The 17052-nt window shown below is 67.1% G+C and carries 15 protein-coding genes; 13 read left to right on the top strand and 2 right to left on the bottom strand.

Annotated elements, in window-relative coordinates; all coding sequences use genetic code 11:
- The first annotated feature begins 37 nt into the window (after window positions 1-37).
- The 4 genes from ACZ5BM_RS15185 to fusA all read left to right on the top strand — a co-directional run bounded on the left by ACZ5BM_RS15185 (window position 38) and on the right by fusA (window position 4973).
- Window positions 38-1906: an ABCB family ABC transporter ATP-binding protein/permease gene (locus tag ACZ5BM_RS15185; RefSeq protein ID WP_498908962.1), complete on the top strand. Its 1869-nt coding sequence runs from the start codon at window positions 38-40 to the stop codon at window positions 1904-1906.
- A 28-nt stretch (window positions 1907-1934) separates the two neighbouring features.
- Entirely contained in the window at window positions 1935-2240 is a 306-nt protein-coding gene (locus ACZ5BM_RS15190; RefSeq protein ID WP_498908963.1) for a hypothetical protein, read from the top strand.
- A gap of 165 nt (window positions 2241-2405) precedes the next feature.
- Complete coding sequence (gene rpmB / locus ACZ5BM_RS15195; protein WP_422864263.1) at window positions 2406-2711, top strand: 50S ribosomal protein L28; 306 nt, start codon at window positions 2406-2408, stop codon at window positions 2709-2711.
- A 177-nt stretch (window positions 2712-2888) separates the two neighbouring features.
- Window positions 2889-4973 (top strand): elongation factor G, encoded by a 2085-nt coding sequence (fusA, locus tag ACZ5BM_RS15200; RefSeq protein WP_498908964.1) that lies wholly within the window; start codon window positions 2889-2891, stop codon window positions 4971-4973.
- Window positions 4974-5081: 108 nt separating this feature from the next.
- On the opposite strand, the gene ACZ5BM_RS15205 is transcribed toward fusA, so the two are convergent.
- Both ACZ5BM_RS15205 and ACZ5BM_RS15210 read right to left on the bottom strand, forming a co-directional pair.
- Window positions 5082-5969, bottom strand: coding sequence for an MBL fold metallo-hydrolase (locus tag ACZ5BM_RS15205; RefSeq protein ID WP_498908965.1), 888 nt, complete (start codon window positions 5967-5969; stop codon window positions 5082-5084).
- Window positions 5962-8775 carry a phosphoenolpyruvate carboxylase gene (locus ACZ5BM_RS15210; RefSeq protein ID WP_498908966.1) on the bottom strand — a complete coding sequence of 938 codons (2814 nt, stop codon included), beginning with the start codon at window positions 8773-8775 and terminating at the stop codon, window positions 5962-5964. The genes ACZ5BM_RS15205 and ACZ5BM_RS15210 overlap by 8 nt, the downstream gene beginning before the upstream one ends.
- A 242-nt stretch (window positions 8776-9017) precedes the next feature.
- Between ACZ5BM_RS15210 and ACZ5BM_RS15215 the strand changes: the two genes are divergently transcribed.
- From ACZ5BM_RS15215 to ACZ5BM_RS15255, 9 genes are all read left to right on the top strand, one after another.
- The gene (locus tag ACZ5BM_RS15215) at window positions 9018-10325 is read left to right on the top strand and encodes a DUF445 domain-containing protein (protein WP_498908967.1); all 1308 of its coding nucleotides are present in this window, start codon (window positions 9018-9020) and stop codon (window positions 10323-10325) included.
- Between the two features lie 123 nt (window positions 10326-10448).
- Window positions 10449-10961 carry an RrF2 family transcriptional regulator gene (locus tag ACZ5BM_RS15220; RefSeq protein WP_498908968.1) on the top strand — a complete coding sequence of 171 codons (513 nt, stop codon included), beginning with the start codon at window positions 10449-10451 and terminating at the stop codon, window positions 10959-10961.
- A 7-nt stretch (window positions 10962-10968) separates the two neighbouring features.
- Complete coding sequence (gene sufB, locus ACZ5BM_RS15225) at window positions 10969-12468, top strand: Fe-S cluster assembly protein SufB (protein ID WP_498908969.1); 1500 nt, start codon at window positions 10969-10971, stop codon at window positions 12466-12468.
- Window positions 12465-13235 (top strand): ABC transporter ATP-binding protein, encoded by a 771-nt coding sequence (sufC, locus tag ACZ5BM_RS15230; RefSeq protein WP_498908970.1) that lies wholly within the window; start codon window positions 12465-12467, stop codon window positions 13233-13235. Before sufB ends, sufC begins: the two co-directional genes overlap by 4 nt.
- Complete coding sequence (sufD, locus tag ACZ5BM_RS15235; protein WP_498908971.1) at window positions 13232-14497, top strand: SufB/SufD family protein; 1266 nt, start codon at window positions 13232-13234, stop codon at window positions 14495-14497. Before sufC ends, sufD begins: the two co-directional genes overlap by 4 nt.
- The gene (locus ACZ5BM_RS15240; RefSeq protein WP_498908972.1) at window positions 14494-15732 is read left to right on the top strand and encodes an aminotransferase class V-fold PLP-dependent enzyme; all 1239 of its coding nucleotides are present in this window, start codon (window positions 14494-14496) and stop codon (window positions 15730-15732) included. Before sufD ends, ACZ5BM_RS15240 begins: the two co-directional genes overlap by 4 nt.
- Window positions 15725-16192, top strand: coding sequence for an iron-sulfur cluster assembly scaffold protein (gene sufU, locus ACZ5BM_RS15245; protein ID WP_498908973.1), 468 nt, complete (start codon window positions 15725-15727; stop codon window positions 16190-16192). The genes ACZ5BM_RS15240 and sufU overlap by 8 nt, the downstream gene beginning before the upstream one ends.
- Window positions 16189-16617, top strand: a complete 429-nt coding sequence (locus ACZ5BM_RS15250) for a DUF59 domain-containing protein (protein WP_498908974.1) — start codon at window positions 16189-16191, stop codon at window positions 16615-16617. Before sufU ends, ACZ5BM_RS15250 begins: the two co-directional genes overlap by 4 nt.
- Window positions 16618-16671: 54 nt before the next feature.
- The gene (locus tag ACZ5BM_RS15255) at window positions 16672-17046 is read left to right on the top strand and encodes a HesB/IscA family protein (protein WP_498908975.1); all 375 of its coding nucleotides are present in this window, start codon (window positions 16672-16674) and stop codon (window positions 17044-17046) included.
- The last annotated feature ends 6 nt before the right edge of the window (window positions 17047-17052 follow it).

Here is a 17052-nt window from a genome sequence, read left to right on the forward strand (position 1 = left end):
GTTTGAAATAACCGTCCCGCATGCCACATCGGGAAGCATGTCATCCGCTTCCTCCGGCGCCGATACGGTGCCGCGTCCGCCAACGGGCGCGCTGTCCACCGTAAGGGGGCTCCTGCCGTTTTTGTGGCCGCGCGGCGATCTGCGCACGCGGCTGCTGGTGGTGGGCGCGGTTCTGCTGCTGATTCTGGCCAAACTCGCCACCGTCTGCGTACCGATCGTCTATGCGCGCGCGGTGGACCGGCTGTCGCATCGAGACCCCACCCATGCCCTGGTGGTGCCGATCGCGCTGATCCTGGGTTACGGCCTGCTGCGTATCGCCGCGGGCGGTTTCGGCGAGTTGCGGGACGCCTTGTTCGCTCCGGTGAAGCAACGCGTGATCCGGGTCGCGGCGATCCGCACCTTCCGGCATCTGCATGCCCTGTCGCTGCGGTTCCACCTCGATCGCCAGACAGGCGGCGTCACGCGCGCGATCGAACGCGGCACCCAGGCGATCGAGCTGATCCTGCGCCTGGGCATCTTCAACATCGTCCCGACCCTCATCGAGACGCTGATGGTCACGGTGGTGATCTGGCGCCTGTTCGACTGGCGATTCGCCCTGGCCGTGCTGCTGACGGTGGTGGCCTATGTCGGCTTCACCGTGGCCTTCACCTCCTGGCGCATCGGCATCCGTCGCCGCATGAACGAGGTGGAAAGCGAGGCCAGCACCAAGGCGCTGGACAGCCTGCTGAACTTCGAGACCGTCAAGTATTTCGGCAACGAAGGACACGAGGCGCGACGCTACGACGAAACCCTCGGCCGCTACGAACGCGCCGCCGTGCGCACCCAGGTCTCGCTGAACCTGCTCAATCTCGGGCAGGCCACCATCATCGCCGTGGCGTTGGCGGCGATCATGCTGATGGCGGCCGAGGGCGTGGCCTCCGGGCATCTCACGGTCGGCAAGTTCGTGCTGGTGAACACCTATCTGATGCAGCTCTACGCGCCGCTGAACCTGCTCGGCTTCGTATATTCCTCCCTGCGCCAATCGGTGGTGGATCTGGAGCAGATGTTCCGGCTGCTGGGCGAGACCCAGGAGGTGCGCGATCCTGCCGCGCCCGCCCTGCTGCCGGCCAGCCTGGAGGACGCGGCGCCGGCCTCCGTCCGGTTCGAGAACGTCCGCTTCGGCTACCGCCCCGACCGCGAGATCCTGCACGGGATCAGCTTCTCCGTGCCGCCCGGCGGGCGCGTCGCCATCGTCGGTCCGACGGGTGCAGGAAAATCCACCATCAGCCGGCTTCTGTTCCGCTTCTATGACGTCGATTCCGGACGTGTGCTGGTGGATGGGCGGGACGTGCGCGACTACGCCCAGGAAAGCCTGCGTGCGGCGATCGGCGTGGTGCCGCAGGATACGGTGCTGTTCAACGACACCATCCGCTACAATATCGCCTATGGCCGGATCGGCGCCTCCCAGGCCGAGATCGAGCACGCGGCCCGGCTGGCCCAGGTGCACGAGTTCGTGACCAGCCTGCCGGACGGCTACGACACCAGGGTCGGCGAGCGCGGCCTCAAACTGTCCGGTGGCGAGAAGCAGCGCGTGGCGATCGCCCGGACCATTCTGAAGAACCCGCGCCTGTTGCTGCTGGACGAAGCCACCAGCGCGCTCGACACCCATACCGAGTCGGAGATCCAGGCAGCCTTGCGCACCGTGGCCGCGCATCGCACCACGCTGGTGATCGCGCATCGCCTGTCCACCGTGGTGGACGCGGACGAGATCCTGGTGCTGTCCGAGGGCCGCATCGCCGAGCGCGGCACCCATCGCAGCCTGCTGGAACAGGACGGTCTCTATGCCCGCATGTGGGCGGCGCAATCGGAGGAAGAGGCGGCAGGCGAGCCGCATCTGCCCAGCCCTGCTTTCGACGCCGCTTTCTGACACAACACCAGAGAACAAGGAGGAACCGATGGATTTCGATCCCACCCCCGCCAGTCCCGATCGCAACACCGGCGAACAGCCGCTCGGCCATGACGGCCAGATCCCGGCCGAATTGAGCCATGCCGGCGCCGTCACGGACAAGGCAATCGAGTATATGCTGGGCGAGAAACTGCCGCCGATGGCGATCGCCTCGGCCCTGCTGGGCGGGTCGCTCGGTCTCCTGGCCCGCACCATGAGCCGGGAAGCGATGGTGCGGATGCTGGAGAATGCGATCCACAGCGTGGAGGCGGGCGAGCTCGATCCGCAGCATGACCGAGGTTTCGCCAAGGGCTGAGTGGCCTGAAACGGCGTGCGGCGGCCACTCCGTGCTTGACGGATCGGCCGCACTTGGCGATAAGCCGCGCCTCTATCGGAATCGCTGTCGGCCGCCATCGCTGCCGGCTGCTTGTACGTCCCGGACTTGCGGGACGGTGTCGAGCCTACCAAAGGATCTGGAACGATGTCGCGCCGCTGCGAGATGACCGGCAAGGGCGTGCTGACGGGCAACAACGTCAGCCACGCCAACAACAAGAGCCGCCGCCGCTACCTGCCCAACCTGCAGGAAACCTCCCTGCTGTCCGACGTGCTGGGCACCTCGGTGCGCATCCGCGTCACCACGCATGGTCTGCGCACCATCGAGCATAATGGTGGCCTGGACTCGTTCCTGCTGACCACGCCGAACCGCCGCCTGCCGGAAGAAGCGCAGGTGCTGAAGCGCCGCATCGTCCGCGCCCAGGCCAAGAAGCAGGCCGGCGCGACCGCCTGATCCGACGCGGGCGCCGAGCCGGGCAAACCGGTCCGGTTCGCGCTTGCAAACGCAGGGCTTCTCGCGCATGTGAGGGCCCATCAGTCTTTCGGCCGCAGGCAGATGGCGGCCCCGGAAGGTGCGAAGGTTCCGCCGGCGGCGTGACCCTCGCGCCTTCTTGGCTTGAGGAGAACCGCCGTGTCCGACCTGTCGAAGATCCGCAACATCGGGATTACCGCGCATATCGATGCCGGCAAGACCACCACCACCGAGCGGATTCTCTATTACACCGGCGTGAGCCACAAGATCGGTGAGGTCCACGAGGGCAACACCACCACCGACTACATGGAACAGGAGCGCGAGCGGGGGATCACCATCACCTCCGCGGCGGTGACGTGCGAGTGGAAGGACCACCGCATCAACATCATCGACACGCCCGGCCATATCGACTTCAACATCGAAGTGAACCGTTCGCTCCGCGTGCTCGACGGCGCCATCTTCATCATCGAGGGCGTGGCCGGCGTGCAGCCGCAGTCCGAGACCAACTGGCGTCTGGCCGATCGCTACAACGTCCCGCGCATCATCTTCATCAACAAGCTGGACCGCACCGGCGCCGACTTCTACCGCGCGTTCGACACGCTGAAGGAGAAGCTCGACATCGTGGCGCTGCCGCTGCAGCTGCCGATCGGCGCCGAGGAGAACTTCCTGGGCGTGGTCGACCTGGTCGAGATGAAGGCGATCATCTGGGAAGGCGGCGAGCTCGGCGCGAAGTTCCATGACGAAGAGATCCCGGCTGACCTGAAGGAGAAGGCCGCCGAGGCGCGCCAGCTCCTGCTCGACACGGCGCTCGCGGTCGACGATGCGGGCATGGAAGAGTATTTCGAGAACGGCGACGTCAGCGTCGAAACGCTAAAGCGCGCCATCAAGAAGGGCACCATCTCCGGCGAGTTCCGCCCGGTGCTGTGCGGCACGGCGTTCAAGAACAAGGGCGTGCAGCCGCTGCTCGACGGCGTGCTGGACTACCTGCCGGCGCCGATCGACGTGGAAGGCATCCGCGTCGCCCCGCCGGAAGATGCCGGCGACGACCTGGACGAGAAGGCGCTGGAAGTGATTCCGGTTGACCCGGACGGCAAGTTCGCCGGTCTGGCGTTCAAGATCATCAACGACAAGTACGGAACCCTGACCTTCGTCCGCGTGTATCGCGGCGTGCTGAAGTCCGGCGACCAGGTCCTGAACACCACCAAGGGCCACAAGGAACGCGTCGGCCGCATGTTCCAGATGCACGCCGACAAGCGTCAGGAAGTGAAGGAAGTGCATGCCGGCGACATCGCCGCGTTCGTGGGCCTGAAGGACACGGGCACCGGCGACACGCTGGCCGACGCCGCCGATCCGGTGGTGCTGGAGCGCATGGCCTTCCCGGTGCCGGTGATCGACATCTCCGTCGAGCCGAAGACCAAGGAAGCCGTCGAGAAGATGACGCTGGCGCTGCAGAAGCTCGCCGGTGAGGATCCCTCGCTGCGCCTGAAGACGGACCAGGAAACCGGCCAGACCATCCTGTCCGGCATGGGCGAGCTGCATCTCGAGATCATCATCGACCGTCTGCGTCGCGAATATGGCGTCGATGCCAATATCGGCGCGCCGCAGGTGGCGTATCGCGAGACCATCACCAAGCCGCACACCGAGACCTACACCCACAAGAAGCAGTCGGGCGGTTCGGGTCAGTACGCCGAAGTGAAGATCGAGTTCGCCCCGGTGGAGCGCAACGACGGCATCACCTTCGAGAACAAGATCGTCGGCGGCACCGTGCCGAAGGAATACATCCCGGCGGTCGAGAAGGGCATCAAGGTTCAGGCCTCCACGGGCGTGCTCGCCGGCTTCCCGACCGTCGACTTCCGCTACTCGCTGGTGGACGGCAAGTACCACGACGTCGACTCGTCCGCTCTGGCGTTCGAAATCGCCGCCAAGGCCTGCTTCCGTGAAGGCATGAAGAAGGCCGGTCCGGTCATCCTCGAGCCGATCATGGACGTCGAAGTCACCACCCCGCAGGACCATGTCGGCGACGTGGTGGGCGACCTCAACCGTCGCCGCGGCCAGATCCAGAACCAGGAGAACTCCGGTTCCACGGTGACGGTGCGTGCCCAGGTGCCGCTGAAGGAAATGTTCGGCTACATCTCCCACCTGCGCTCCATGACGAAGGGCCGTGCGTCCTTCACCATGCAGTTCCATCACTACGATCCGGTGCCGCGCAACATCGCCGACGAGATCATGACGAAGTCCGCCTGATCGCGGCTTCGGTCTGAAACGGCAAAAGGCCGGTCCCGAAAGGGGCCGGCCTTTCCCGTTTGAGAGCCGCAGGAGAAACGGATGCGGTGCGAGCAGATGGATGTGCTGTCAGCCCGTCTCGCGCCAGCCTCGTTCGTCCCTGGTCGCCCGCCCATCCGCCTCCAGCTTCTCCAGATGCGCCAGCAGGTTCGCACGCGCCGGCTTCTCCAGCTCCGCCCGCACATTCGGATAGGCACGCGCGAACACCGCCTCGAAATTCTGCGGCTCACGCGTCAGCAGAACCACGATGGATGCTTCCCGTGCATGGCGATGGTCGAGCAGGCTCTGTACCAGCGCGCGCGGCTCTTGGATCGCCGGCCCATGCGCGGACAGGATCACCCGGTCGTCCCGGTCCCGCACCCGTTCGAGCTGGCGAACGAACTCGCCCAGATCGCCGTAGGGATGCGGCGGCACCACGGAGGTGGACCAGCCCATGACATGGTCACCGCTGAACAAGATGCCGTTGGGCGCCGCGAAACACAGATGGTCGCTGGCATGGCCCGGCGTATGCAACACCTCCAGCCCGGCGATTCGGTCGCCATCATGCAGCGGAATGGTCGGCGCGAAATCGGGATCGTGCGACGGATCGCCGCCGAAGCGGTGGAACGAGGCGATCGGCGCGCCGGTCCGCCGATGTAGCGTCGCGGCGCCGGAAAGATGGTCGTTGTGCCAATGCGATACCAGGATATGCGACAAGCGAGACCCGGCCTCCCGAACGATCGCATCCAGATGCGCCTGGTCCTCGCTGCCGGGATCGAGCACGACCGTGCCGCCCTCCCAGTCGATCAGCCAGGTATTGGTGCCGTGATAGGTCATGGAGCCGGGATTCGGCGCCACGATGCGCCGTAGGCCGTCCCGGAACCGCAGCGGGACGAACCGCTCCGGCTCCGGCTCCGTCAGCTTCCAGGGCCGACGTTTCGACCCGCTCTGGCGCGACAAGGCAGGGTGCTCAGCCAAACGCCCCGACCTCGTGCATCACCACGACGCTGATCTCGCGCAGCAGCTCGAACAGGCGTCGCATCGGCACGAAGATCTCCGCATTCTCGCGCGTATAGGCGTTCTCGAAGCGCGGCCCGGTCGGCTCACGGAAATCATGGCTCGCCGTGCGGTCGGTCGCATCCGGGAAGATCTCCTCCATCTGCTTCAGCACCGCCGGAATCTCCAGACGCAGCACCTGCTCGTCCAGCGTTTCCCGCGTGAAGCCGTAGCGCGGCGAGAAATACGGAATCCGCGTCGAGAGCAGCCAGATCCGCTCGATCACGGTCAGCCGGATCGCATGCAGCACCATCTCCGGCAGCGCCATGCGCGGCGCATCCGGCCAGGCCGTGCGCAGCGCCAGATGGTCGGCCTGGATGCGCCGGAACATGCTCTGGGTGATGCTCCACAGATCGAGCCGCTCCAGCCCGCCGGAAAGCTGCACCAACGCTTCGCGCCGCACCGGGTCGTTCTCGTGCCCGGCCCGGTCCAGCCATACGCCGGGATCGAGCGTCAGCACGATCGCGCGCAGGACGTCGCTGTCCGAATGGCGCAGCGCATGGGAGGCGAAGTCGAGCGCGCGCCGGAAGCGCGGGCTCTTCAGCATGAACTCCTCGAACGTCTCCGGATGCCGGGCGGCGGCGAAACCGAGACCCTGCAAGGTATTGGCACACCATCCGAGCTGCTGGAGGATGGCGTTGTTGGGGATCGCCCGCAGCTCGCGCGGATGCCTGATCCGCGCCGGGCTGCCGGAAGCGTCGGATTGCCGCGCGGCGGGACGCGAGCCGGTGCGGTCGATCAGGGCCGGGCCGAACGCGCCCAGCAGCGCCGCGTAGCCGGGGTCCTCCACCAGCTCGGTCATGCCGAGCCCGATGGCGGCGAAGAAATCAGCCGAGAAATCCGGCTCGTCGTAGATCGGGTCGTTCTCGGCCCTGACCGTGGCGAAGGCGTGCTCGGCGATGGTGCAGATCACCGCGTCGGCCAGGGCCTCGGTGCCGAACAGCATGTAGCCGTCGCCGCCCTGGAACGCGCTTTCCTCACGGCAGGCGATGCCGTGCTTCTCGAACATCAGACGCGATTGCGGCGGCGACAGGTAGTCCAGACGGTCGGCCAAGGAGAACGGATGCGCGCCGCGGCCGATGCTCTCGCCATGGGTGTCGAACAGGATCACCTCGACATCGGTCAGACCGCGCTTGGCCAGCAGATCGGCGATCTTCAGACGCAGACGCTCCACCAGATAGGTGGCGGCCAGCTGACCCACGTAGCGGCCGCTGTCGGAATAGCCGAACTGGAGGCTCAGCTTGCCCGTGCGGCGCAGGTAATCGCGGTAATGGCGCGAATGCAGCGCCTCTTCGACGATGCGGGCGCCGTCGCGCATCGCGTTCTGGGTTTCGAACAGCGGCGAGATCTCGACCTGCTCCTCGATCCCGAACAGGCGTGCCAGCCACAGCGCCACCAGCAGCGTGTAGCCGCTCTCGGTCTCCGCGATCAGGAAGCGCACCGGCGTGGAGCCGTCGATATGCTTCACCATTTGCGTCACGGTCATCATCAGACGCGCCGCCGAGGCCTGCTCGGACAGCAGCGCGCCGAAATCCACCGGCACCTTCTGCACGTCGGACAAGGCGTCGTTGATCTGTGCCAGCAGAGCGCGGCGCTGCGCCGGATTTTCCGGACTGTCCTCGATGCCCAGACGCTGCCGGGCGACGTTGTGGATTTGGGTCGCGTTCAAACGCACATGGGTGTGCGCGGCGGCGAGACCATGCGAGGCGAGACCTGCACGCGCCACCGCCAGCGGCATCTTGTCCTCGTTCGCCGCCGTTTCGATCGCGGCGGCGAAGGCGTCGTCCAACGGTGCGACCGTCGGGATCGCGTCGTCGCGACGGTCCACCAGGGCGGCGGCGAAGCGTGACACCTGATCCGGGTCGGCCCGATCCGGCGCCGCGGCGATCTGCGCCGACACCGCCTCGATCGCCCGGGACAGCATCCCCGTCAGCGCGTCCGGCGGCGACTGCACCGCCTCCACCTGCGCCAGCAGACGATCGAGCTGTAGCTTCTTCATCCGCAGGCGCAGGCGAAGCGTGTCCCACCAGCCGATATCGGTGCGCCCGTCGGTGTCGTAGCCGACCCAGCTCGTCAGGATCAGCGGCTTCGGCACCAGAGTGGTCCAGCTCTGCGGCCACACCGTCGCCGCCTGTTCCAGCAGGGCGCGGTTGAAGCGGTCGATCGCGTCGCGCCCGCGCAGGATCGCGGCGGTGGCGAATCCGAACTCGTCTTCCAGCGTCGGGGCGGGCGGCCGATGCGACGCCTCGCTTGCAGGCAGCGCGGCGCCACAGGCGGACGCGGCCAGGGCGGCATAGGCGTCCGGCGCCAGGGCGAAGGTGGGGTGGGCGGTGAACACGGCGGCGAAGCGGGTCCGGCCGATCAGCTTGCGGAACGCGGCCAGCGGCACCGGACTGTCATCCGGGTCCGGGCGCACCAGATGCTCGGCGATGCGGCGCAGCCGGGCGCCGGTGCCTTCGCCGGGCTCGAGCCCGACATAACGGGCGATGCGCTCCGCCCGCTTGGCGAAGGCGTCGTCGCGTAGCCGCCGCACCAGCCCGCCCAGCGCGTCCACATCGAGGCTGTTCTCGTCCAGACGACGTGACAGGTTCAGGGCGATGCCCAGCACCGGGTTGCCGAACGGATCTTCCGACTGGCGTTCGACGATGCGTCCGGCCAGGGCCAGAATTTCGCTCAGGCGCTCATCCGCCGGGGGTGCATCGGGTGCGGAAGAGGCCTGGTGCTGCATGGAAGGGTCCGCTCCTTGGGGAACGCCGTGTCGCCTGGCCTCGTGCCGGCCGGCGATTGCGGCAATGCATCATACCCAGTCGTCGCCCGGAGGAAACGGCAGCGGTGGCCGGAACGGGTTCAAGCCGCCCGCAGCAAGAAAACGACATACCGCAACGGCTTCGAGCGCGGCCGATCCGATCGGGCGGTCAATCGTCGCTGCAGGTTTGGGCGAAAGCGGCGGGGGATGGTATCGCATCGCCGATGCAGGCGTCGCCGGACAACACCCGATCGGTTCCCGCGTCGCGCCCTGCGGACGTGGAGGCACGCGCCGCCCTGCGACGTCAGAAACGACGCGCCACGCTGCTGCTCGGCGGCATGGGCGGACTCACCGTGCTAGGCTACGCCGCCGGTCATGGCTGGTGGGCCGGGCTCCTACAGGCCACAGCCAAGGCCGGGTTGGTCGGCGGCCTGGCCGATTGGTTCGCGGTGACCGCCTTGTTTCGCCATCCGCTCGGCCTGCCGATCCCGCACACCGCCATTCTCCCGGCGCAGAAGGAGCGCCTCGGCCGCGCCCTGGGCCGCTTCGTCGCCGATCATGTCTTCACCGAGGCCGATATCGAGCGTGCGCTGGCCGAGATCGACGTGCCGGCGGCCTTGTGCGCCGTTCTGCGCGATCCGCGTCTGGGCGAGATGCTGGGCAACGGTCTCGCGCAGCTGGTGCCGCATCTGCTGGACGGTCTGGGCGGCAGCAAGGTCGGCGACCTGATGGCCAAGCTCGCGCCGCAAATGATGAGCGACGGCCAGCTCGCCCCCGTCGTGGCGCGGGCGCTGCGGGCCATGGTCGAGAACAACAAGCACCAGGAGGTCGTCTCCTTTCTGCTCGACCAGGTCAAACAGTTGCTGCTGCAGAAGGAAGCCAGTCTGCATCGCATGATCGAGGACAGGGTCCGTGAGCAGGGCGGACGGCTGCTGGGCTGGGCGATCGGCGGTTCCATCGCCAGCCGCGTGCTGAGTGCGCTCAACCAGGAACTCGACCGCACCGATCCGCACGATTCCGAGCTGCGCGAGGCGGTGACGGACTGGATCCGGCACGAGATCGATCTGATCGAAACCGAGCCGGGACGCGCCGAGGCGATCGGACGGGCCGTGCGCGGCGTGGTGTCGCATGACAGCCTGCGTGCCTGGGGCGCCGATATGTGGGGCCGGGCCAGAAGCGTGATCGAAGCCGATCTGCACGCGCCGGATGGCTGGGTGCAGAATCTGATGAATCGGGCGATCGAGCGCGCAGCGCGGGCGCTGACCGAAGAGGACGCCGCGCGGACGGCGGTGACGCGCGTCACGCTCCGGATCGTGCGCGATCTGCTGCCCGGTTTGCGCACGCGCCTGTCCGGCTTCATCGGCGGCGTGGTGACCAGATGGAATACGCAATCCCTGACGGAGCGGGTCGAACTCCGGCTCGGCCCCGATCTTCAATATGTGCGCATCAACGGCACGCTGGTCGGCGCCCTGGTCGGCGGCCTGCTTTACGTGCTGCTGCGCCTCGTGTTTGGGCCGCTGGAAAGCCCCTGAGCCCCGCCGGAATCGTAACCGGACGCGTTATGAAGACTTGACCTTGGCACGGTTCCGCTCCAAATCCCCGAAACCGTACAATTCCGGTCCGGTTCGCTCGACCGGTCCCTTTTCGAGGCTGCCATGTTGAGGCTGTCCAAACTCACCGACTACGCCGTGGTGGTGATGGTGCAGCTGTCGCGCCAGACATCGGGCGGGACCGGCGTGTCCACCGCGCCGTGCCTCGCCCAGGCCACCGGCATTCCCGAGCCGACCGTCGCCAAGGTGCTCAAGGCGCTGGCCGCGTACGGTCTTGTGTCGTCGCAGCGTGGCGCGCGTGGCGGCTATCGTCTGGCCCGCGCCTTGTCCGCCGTGGCCGTCGCCGAGGTGATCACGGCGATCGACGGGCCGATCACCATGACCGCCTGCGTCGATGGTGCCACGGGCGGGTGCGAGGCGCAGACCTGCTGCCCGATCCGGGGGCGCTGGGACCCGGTGAACGACGCGATCCGCGCCACGCTGTCCAGCATCACGCTCGACAGCATGGACAACGCGTCCGATCGCCCCCAGATGCCGCACGCGCCCGCCGCCGAGGCGCATCTTGCCGCCGGATTCGATTCTCAGCGGACCCTGTCCGCCTCTTTTGCTGCCGAGTGAGGTTCTCATGCCTGCTGTCGCCGAGACCCTGAACACCGTCGAGACGCTGACCCAGTCGTCGTACAAATGGGGCTTCGAAACGGCGATCGAGATGGACCTCGCGCCGAAAGGGCTCAACGAGGACACGATCCGGCTGATCTCGGCCCGCAAGGAAGAGCCGGAATGGCTGCTCGCCTGGCGCCTGAAGGCCTTCGCCTTGTGGCAGCAGATGGATCCGCCGCGCTGGGCCCGTGTCGGCGACCATCCGCCGATCGATTTCCAGGATGCGCATTATTACGCCGCACCGAAAAAGAAGGCCGGTCCGAAGTCGCTGGACGAGGTCGATCCCGAACTGCTGGCGATGTACGAGAAGCTCGGCATTCCGTTGAAGGAACGCGCGATCCTAGCCGGCGTCGAAGGCGCCGAGGCCGGGGAAGAAGGCGACCGTCCGCAGGTGGCGGTGGACGCGGTGTTCGACAGCGTGTCGGTGGCGACCACCTTCCGCTCCACCCTGGCCAAGGCCGGCGTGATCTTCTGCCCGATCTCCGAGGCGGTGAAAGAACATCCCGATCTGGTGCGGCAATATCTCGGCACCGTGGTTCCGGCCTCGGACAATTTCTATGCGGCGCTGAACTCGGCCGTGTTCACCGACGGCTCGTTCGTGTTCATCCCCAAGGGCGTGCGCTGCCCGATGGAGCTGAGCACCTATTTCCGCATCAATGCCCGCAACACCGGGCAGTTCGAGCGCACGCTCATCATCGCCGAGGATGGTGCGTCGGTGTCCTATCTCGAAGGCTGCACCGCGCCGATGCGCGACGAGAACCAGCTCCATGCCGCCGTGGTGGAGCTGATCGCGATGGACGACGCCTCGATCAAATACTCCACCGTGCAGAACTGGTATCCGGGCGACAGCGAAGGCCGCGGCGGCATCTACAACTTCGTCACCAAGCGCGGCGCCTGCCGTGGCGCTCGCTCCAAGATCTCCTGGACGCAGGTGGAGACGGGCTCGGCCATCACCTGGAAATACCCGTCCTGCATCCTCCAGGGCGAGGGTTCGGTCGGAGAGTTCTATTCGGTGGCGGTGACCAACAATCACCAGCAGGCCGATACCGGCACCAAGATGATCCATATCGGCCGCGACACGCGCTCGACCATCGTCGCCAAGACCATCAGCGCCGGCCGGTCCGACAGTACCTATCGCGGTCTGGTGCGGATGCTGCCCAAGGCGTCCAACGCCCGCAACCATACGCAGTGCGACAGCCTGCTGATCGGCGACCAGTGCGGCGCGCATACCGTGCCGTATATCGAGAACCGCAACATGACCGCGAAGATCGAGCACGAGGCCACCACCTCGAAGATCTCCGAGGACCAGTTGTTCTATTGCCGCTCGCGCGGCCTTTCCGAGGAAAATGCAGTGGGACTGATCGTGAACGGCTTCTGCAAGGACGTGCTCAAGGAGTTGCCGATGGAGTTCGCGGTGGAAGCGCAGAAGCTGTTGCAGGTCAGCCTGGAAGGAAGCGTCGGATGAGCGATTTCCTGCGCATCGCGGGGCTCGAGGCCTCCATCGACGACAACGGCGCGCCGAAGCCGATCCTCAAGGGCATCGATCTCGCGATCCCGGCCGGCGAAGTGCACGCCATCATGGGTCCGAACGGCTCCGGCAAGAGCACGCTGTCCTATGTTCTCGCCGGGCGCGAGGATTACGAGGTCACCGGCGGCACGGTGTCGTTCAAGGGCCAGGATTTGCTGGCGATGGAGCCGGAAGAGCGTGCCGCCGCAGGCGTGTTCCTGGCCTTCCAGGCCCCGGTCGAACTGCCGGGCGTCAACAACGCCAACTTCCTGCGCACGGCGGTGAACGCGGTGCGCCGCGCGCGTGGCGAGGACGAGTTCGACGCGGTGCAGTTCCTCAAGGCGGCGCGCGCCAAGGCGAAGGCGCTGTCCATGCCGGAAGACCTGCTCAAGCGGAACGTCAATGTCGGCTTCTCCGGCGGCGAGAAGAAGCGCAACGAGGTTCTGCAGATGGCGATGCTGAATCCGTCCCTCGCCATTCTCGACGAAACCGATAGCGGCCTCGACATCGATGCGTTGCGCATCGTCGCCGAAGGCGTGAACGCGCTGCGCTCGCCGTCCTTCTCCGCCCTGGTGATCACCCACCATCAGCGCCTGCTCGACTATCTTGTGCCCGACAAGGTGCATGTGATGGCGCGCGGCCGCATCCTGCGCACGGGCGGCCCGGAGCTGGCGCATCAGCTCGAAGCCGAGGGCTATGCGAGCTTCCTGGCGGAGGCGGCGTGAACGCGCTCGCACCCCGCACGGCCGGACGCGACAACGCGGCCGGATTCGTCGCCGAATACCAGACCAAGCGCGACCGTCTCGGCGATCTGGCCGCACGTGACGCCGCGGGCGAATGGCTCGGCCGTCACGGCCTGCCGCGACGCACGGAAGAAGCGTTCAAATACACCGATCTGCGTCCGCTCTGGGAGCGCGACCGTTCGGCGGCTCCGGCCGGTTCCGCCTTCGCGCCCGCTCTGCTCGACGCCCTGTTCGACCGGTCCGGTCTCGATCGCGACTGGCCGCGTCTGGTGTTCGTGAACGGCCGTCTCGACGCCGCCTTGTCGAACACCTCCTCCGGCGGCTTTGCAGGCGTCGGCAGCGATGCGCCGGACCATCCGGTGGTGGCGCTGAACACCATGCTGGCCGAGGACGGCGCCACCGTGCATGTCCCCGCAGGGACGGATGCCGGGCGCCTGGTGCTGATCTCTCTCTGCAGCGCCGGCACCGACGCGCATCTGCGTCATCGCGTGGTGCTGGAGCGTGGCGCCAGGCTCTCCCTGGTCGAGATCGCGGCGGGCGAGGGCGCCTATGCCGGCAACGCGGTCAGCGAGATCACCGTGCAGGCCGAGGCCGCACTCCAGCATGTTCGCCTGCAACAGGATGCGGCCGAGGCCGTCTCCTTGTCGCATGTGCGGGCCACCGTCGCCGAGCGCGGCTCCTATGACGGGTTCAATCTGGCCCTCGGCTCCGCCGTGGCGCGTCATGAGGTCCGCGCTCGTCTCGAAGGCCCCTACGCCATCGTGCATGTGAACGGCGCGCAGCTTCTCGGCAGCACGCAGATCGCCGACCTCACCAGCGCCATCGTGCATGCGGCGCCCCATACCTCGTCGCGCCAGACGGTGAAGAACGTGCTCACAGGTCGCGCGCGCGGCGTGTTCCAGGGCAAGATCCTGGTCGATCGCATCGCGCAGAAGACCGACGGCTATCAGATGAACCAGGCGCTGCTCCTGTCCGAAGAGGCCGAGATCGACGCCAAGCCCGAGCTGGAAATCTTCGCTGACGACGTGAAATGCTCGCACGGCGCCACGGCCGGCGCGCTTGACGAGGATCAGATGTTCTATCTGCGCTCGCGCGGCGTGCCGAAGGGGGAAGCCCGCGCGATCCTGGTGCGCGCCTTCCTCGAGGATGCGTTCGACCTCGTCGCCGACGAGCCCGTCCGCGCCCTGCTGGAACGCGCCACAGATGGCTGGTGGGATCACGCGGACGGGCTCGCCGCGTCATGAAAGCCGTTTCCCCCGTCGGGCCGGATCTGAGCGCCTATCGCGCCGATTTCCCCATTCTGGGGGAGAAGGTGCGCGGCAAGCCTCTGGTGTTCCTCGACAGCGCAGCCTCGGCGCAGAAGCCGGTGCAGGTGATCGACGCCATGTCGGACGCCATGCGCCGGCAATACGCTAACGTGCATCGCGGCCTGCACTGGATGAGCGAGCGCACCAGCGACGTGTATGAAGGCGTGCGCGACAAGGTGGCGGCGTTCCTCGGCGCCGCCTCCCGCGAGGAGATCGTGTTCACGGCGAACTCCACCGCCGCGATCAATCTCGTGGCGCATTCCTTCGGGTCGCTGCTGAAGCCGGATCAGGCGGTGCTGATCTCCGAGATGGAGCATCACGCCAACATCATCCCGTGGCAGTTGCTGCGCGACCGCACCGGCATCGCGCTGCGCGTCGCGAAAGTGACCGACCGGGGCGAACTCGATCTCGACTCCCTGCGCGCCGAACTCGCCGACGGCAGGGTCGGGCTGGTCTCGGTCACCCATATGTCCAACGTGCTCGGCACGGTGACGCCGGCGGCCCAGATCGCTCGCATCGCGCACGAGGCCGGGGCGCGGGTGATGTTCGACGGCTCGCAGGCCGCCGTGCACCAGCCTGTCGACGTACAGGCGCTGGACGCCGATTTCTACGTCTTCACCGGCCACAAGCTTTATGGCCCGACCGGCATCGGCGTGCTCTGGGCACGCCGTGAACTGCTGGAGGCGATGCCGCCCTTCCTCGGCGGCGGCGACATGATCGGCACGGTCCGGTTCGAGGGCTCCACCTGGGCCGAGGTGCCGCACAAATTCGAGGCGGGCACGCCAGCGATCCTGGAAACGATCGGCCTCGGTGCCGCGATCGACTATGTGCAGCGGATCGGCATGGACGCGATCCACGCGCACGAGACGGAACTGACGGCGCATGCGCTGGACCGCCTGCGCGCGGTCGAAGGGTTGCGCGTGATCGGGGAGGCGCAGCAACGGGGCGGGGTGATCTCGTTCAGCCTCGCCGGCGCGCATGCGCACGACATCGCCACGCTGCTGGACCAGAACGGCATCGCCGTGCGCGCCGGCACCCATTGCGCCGAGCCGCTGATGCGCCGTCTCGGCCTGACCTCCACCGCGCGGGCGAGCTTCGCGCTGTATACCACCCGCGAGGAGGTGGACGTTCTGGCCGACACGCTGGACCGCGTCCGGCTGTTTCTTGCCTGACGCAGCCTCTCCCCCCGCGACGGACGCGCTCTACCGCACGCTCGTGGTCGGTCGTGCCCGTGCGCCCGTGTTCGCAGGCGCGGTCGAGGCGGCCGACGGAACGGGTGAGGGGTCCAATCCTCTCTGCGGCGATCGCGTCTCGGTCAGCCTGCGGCGCGACGCGGACGGACGCATCACGGACATCCGTCACCAGAGCGATGGCTGCGCCATCTGCGTCGCCGCCGCCGATCTGATGGCGGAGACCGTAGCGGGCCGTGATGCCGAGGCGATCGGGGCGCTTCGGGATGGGTTCGAGGCGCTGTTGCGTGACGGCGCCGAGGCCATGCCCGAGGCGGAACGCGACCGGCTCGGTTTGCTGAACGCCTTCGCCGACCTACATGAATACAAGTCGCGCCGGAAATGCGCGACGCTGCCGTGGTCGGCCTTGTCGGCCGCGCTCGCACCGGACGGAAAAGCATGACGGAGCCCACCGAAGCGGCCGAAACCGGCAGGAAACTGCCGAACTTCACCCTGGCGACCGACTCGGCGCCGGAGCAGACCGCGCATGTCTCCGCCTGGACCCCGGACGGGGAGCAGCCCGCGCCGCTCGACGAGGACGCGATCATCGCCGCGATCTGCACCGTGTTCGACCCGGAAATCCCGGTGAACATCTACGAGCTGGGCCTGATCTACGCCATCGACCTGCACGATGATGGCCGGGTGAAGGTCGAGATGACGCTGACCGCGCCCGGCTGCCCGTCGGCGCAGGAACTGCCGGTGCAGGTGCGCGACGCGATCCTGCTGGTGCAAGGCGTCACCGGCTGCGAGGTCGAAACGGTGTGGGACCCGCCCTGGGACATGAGCCGGATGAGCGAGGATGCCCGCCTGTCGCTCAACATGTTCTAGGGCCGATTAACGTTCACGCTGAATGATATTCGTTGTGCTCTGAAGGAGCCGATCATGGGCCAGACCGAGACCACCGCCGCGCCGACGAAGCGTCGCGCCCTGCCGCCGCTGATGCAGCTGTCGGAGAAAGCCGCCGCAAGGCTCCAGGCCATGTATGACGGCGCGCATGCCGGACAGCTGCTGCGGATCAGCGTCGGCACCAAAGGCTGTTCCGGCCTGTCCTACGACATGAACTGGGTGCCGGAAGCCGCGCCGACCGACGAGGTGATTTCCGATCGCGGCCTCACCGTACTGGTCGACCGCAAGGCCTCCCTCTTCCTGATCGGCACGACAATGGATTTCGAGGTCAAGGACCTGTCCGAGGGCTTCGTCTTCATCAATCCGAACGAGAAGGGCCGCTGCGGCTGCGGCGAGAGCTTCCACGTCTGACGGAAG

Source organism: Lichenicola sp. GTC18331, assembly GCF_055386855.1.

Bases quoted from the DNA above. Each gene is read 5' to 3' on its own strand.
- ACZ5BM_RS15220 (WP_498908968.1), top strand. From the start codon at position 10,449: ATGTTGAGGCTGTCCAAACTCACCGACTACGCCGTGGTGGTGATGGTG.
- ACZ5BM_RS15185 (WP_498908962.1), top strand. From the start codon at position 38: ATGTCATCCGCTTCCTCCGGCGCCGATACGGTGCCGCGTCCGCCAACG.
- ACZ5BM_RS15215 (WP_498908967.1), top strand. From the start codon at position 9,018: ATGCAGGCGTCGCCGGACAACACCCGATCGGTTCCCGCGTCGCGCCCT.
- sufB (WP_498908969.1), top strand. From the start codon at position 10,969: ATGCCTGCTGTCGCCGAGACCCTGAACACCGTCGAGACGCTGACCCAG.
- ACZ5BM_RS15190 (WP_498908963.1), top strand. From the start codon at position 1,935: ATGGATTTCGATCCCACCCCCGCCAGTCCCGATCGCAACACCGGCGAA.
- ACZ5BM_RS15210 (WP_498908966.1), bottom strand. From the start codon at position 8,775: ATGCAGCACCAGGCCTCTTCCGCACCCGATGCACCCCCGGCGGATGAG.
- rpmB (WP_422864263.1), top strand. From the start codon at position 2,406: ATGTCGCGCCGCTGCGAGATGACCGGCAAGGGCGTGCTGACGGGCAAC.
- ACZ5BM_RS15250 (WP_498908974.1), top strand. From the start codon at position 16,189: ATGACGGAGCCCACCGAAGCGGCCGAAACCGGCAGGAAACTGCCGAAC.
- ACZ5BM_RS15255 (WP_498908975.1), top strand. From the start codon at position 16,672: ATGGGCCAGACCGAGACCACCGCCGCGCCGACGAAGCGTCGCGCCCTG.
- ACZ5BM_RS15240 (WP_498908972.1), top strand. From the start codon at position 14,494: ATGAAAGCCGTTTCCCCCGTCGGGCCGGATCTGAGCGCCTATCGCGCC.
- sufC (WP_498908970.1), top strand. From the start codon at position 12,465: ATGAGCGATTTCCTGCGCATCGCGGGGCTCGAGGCCTCCATCGACGAC.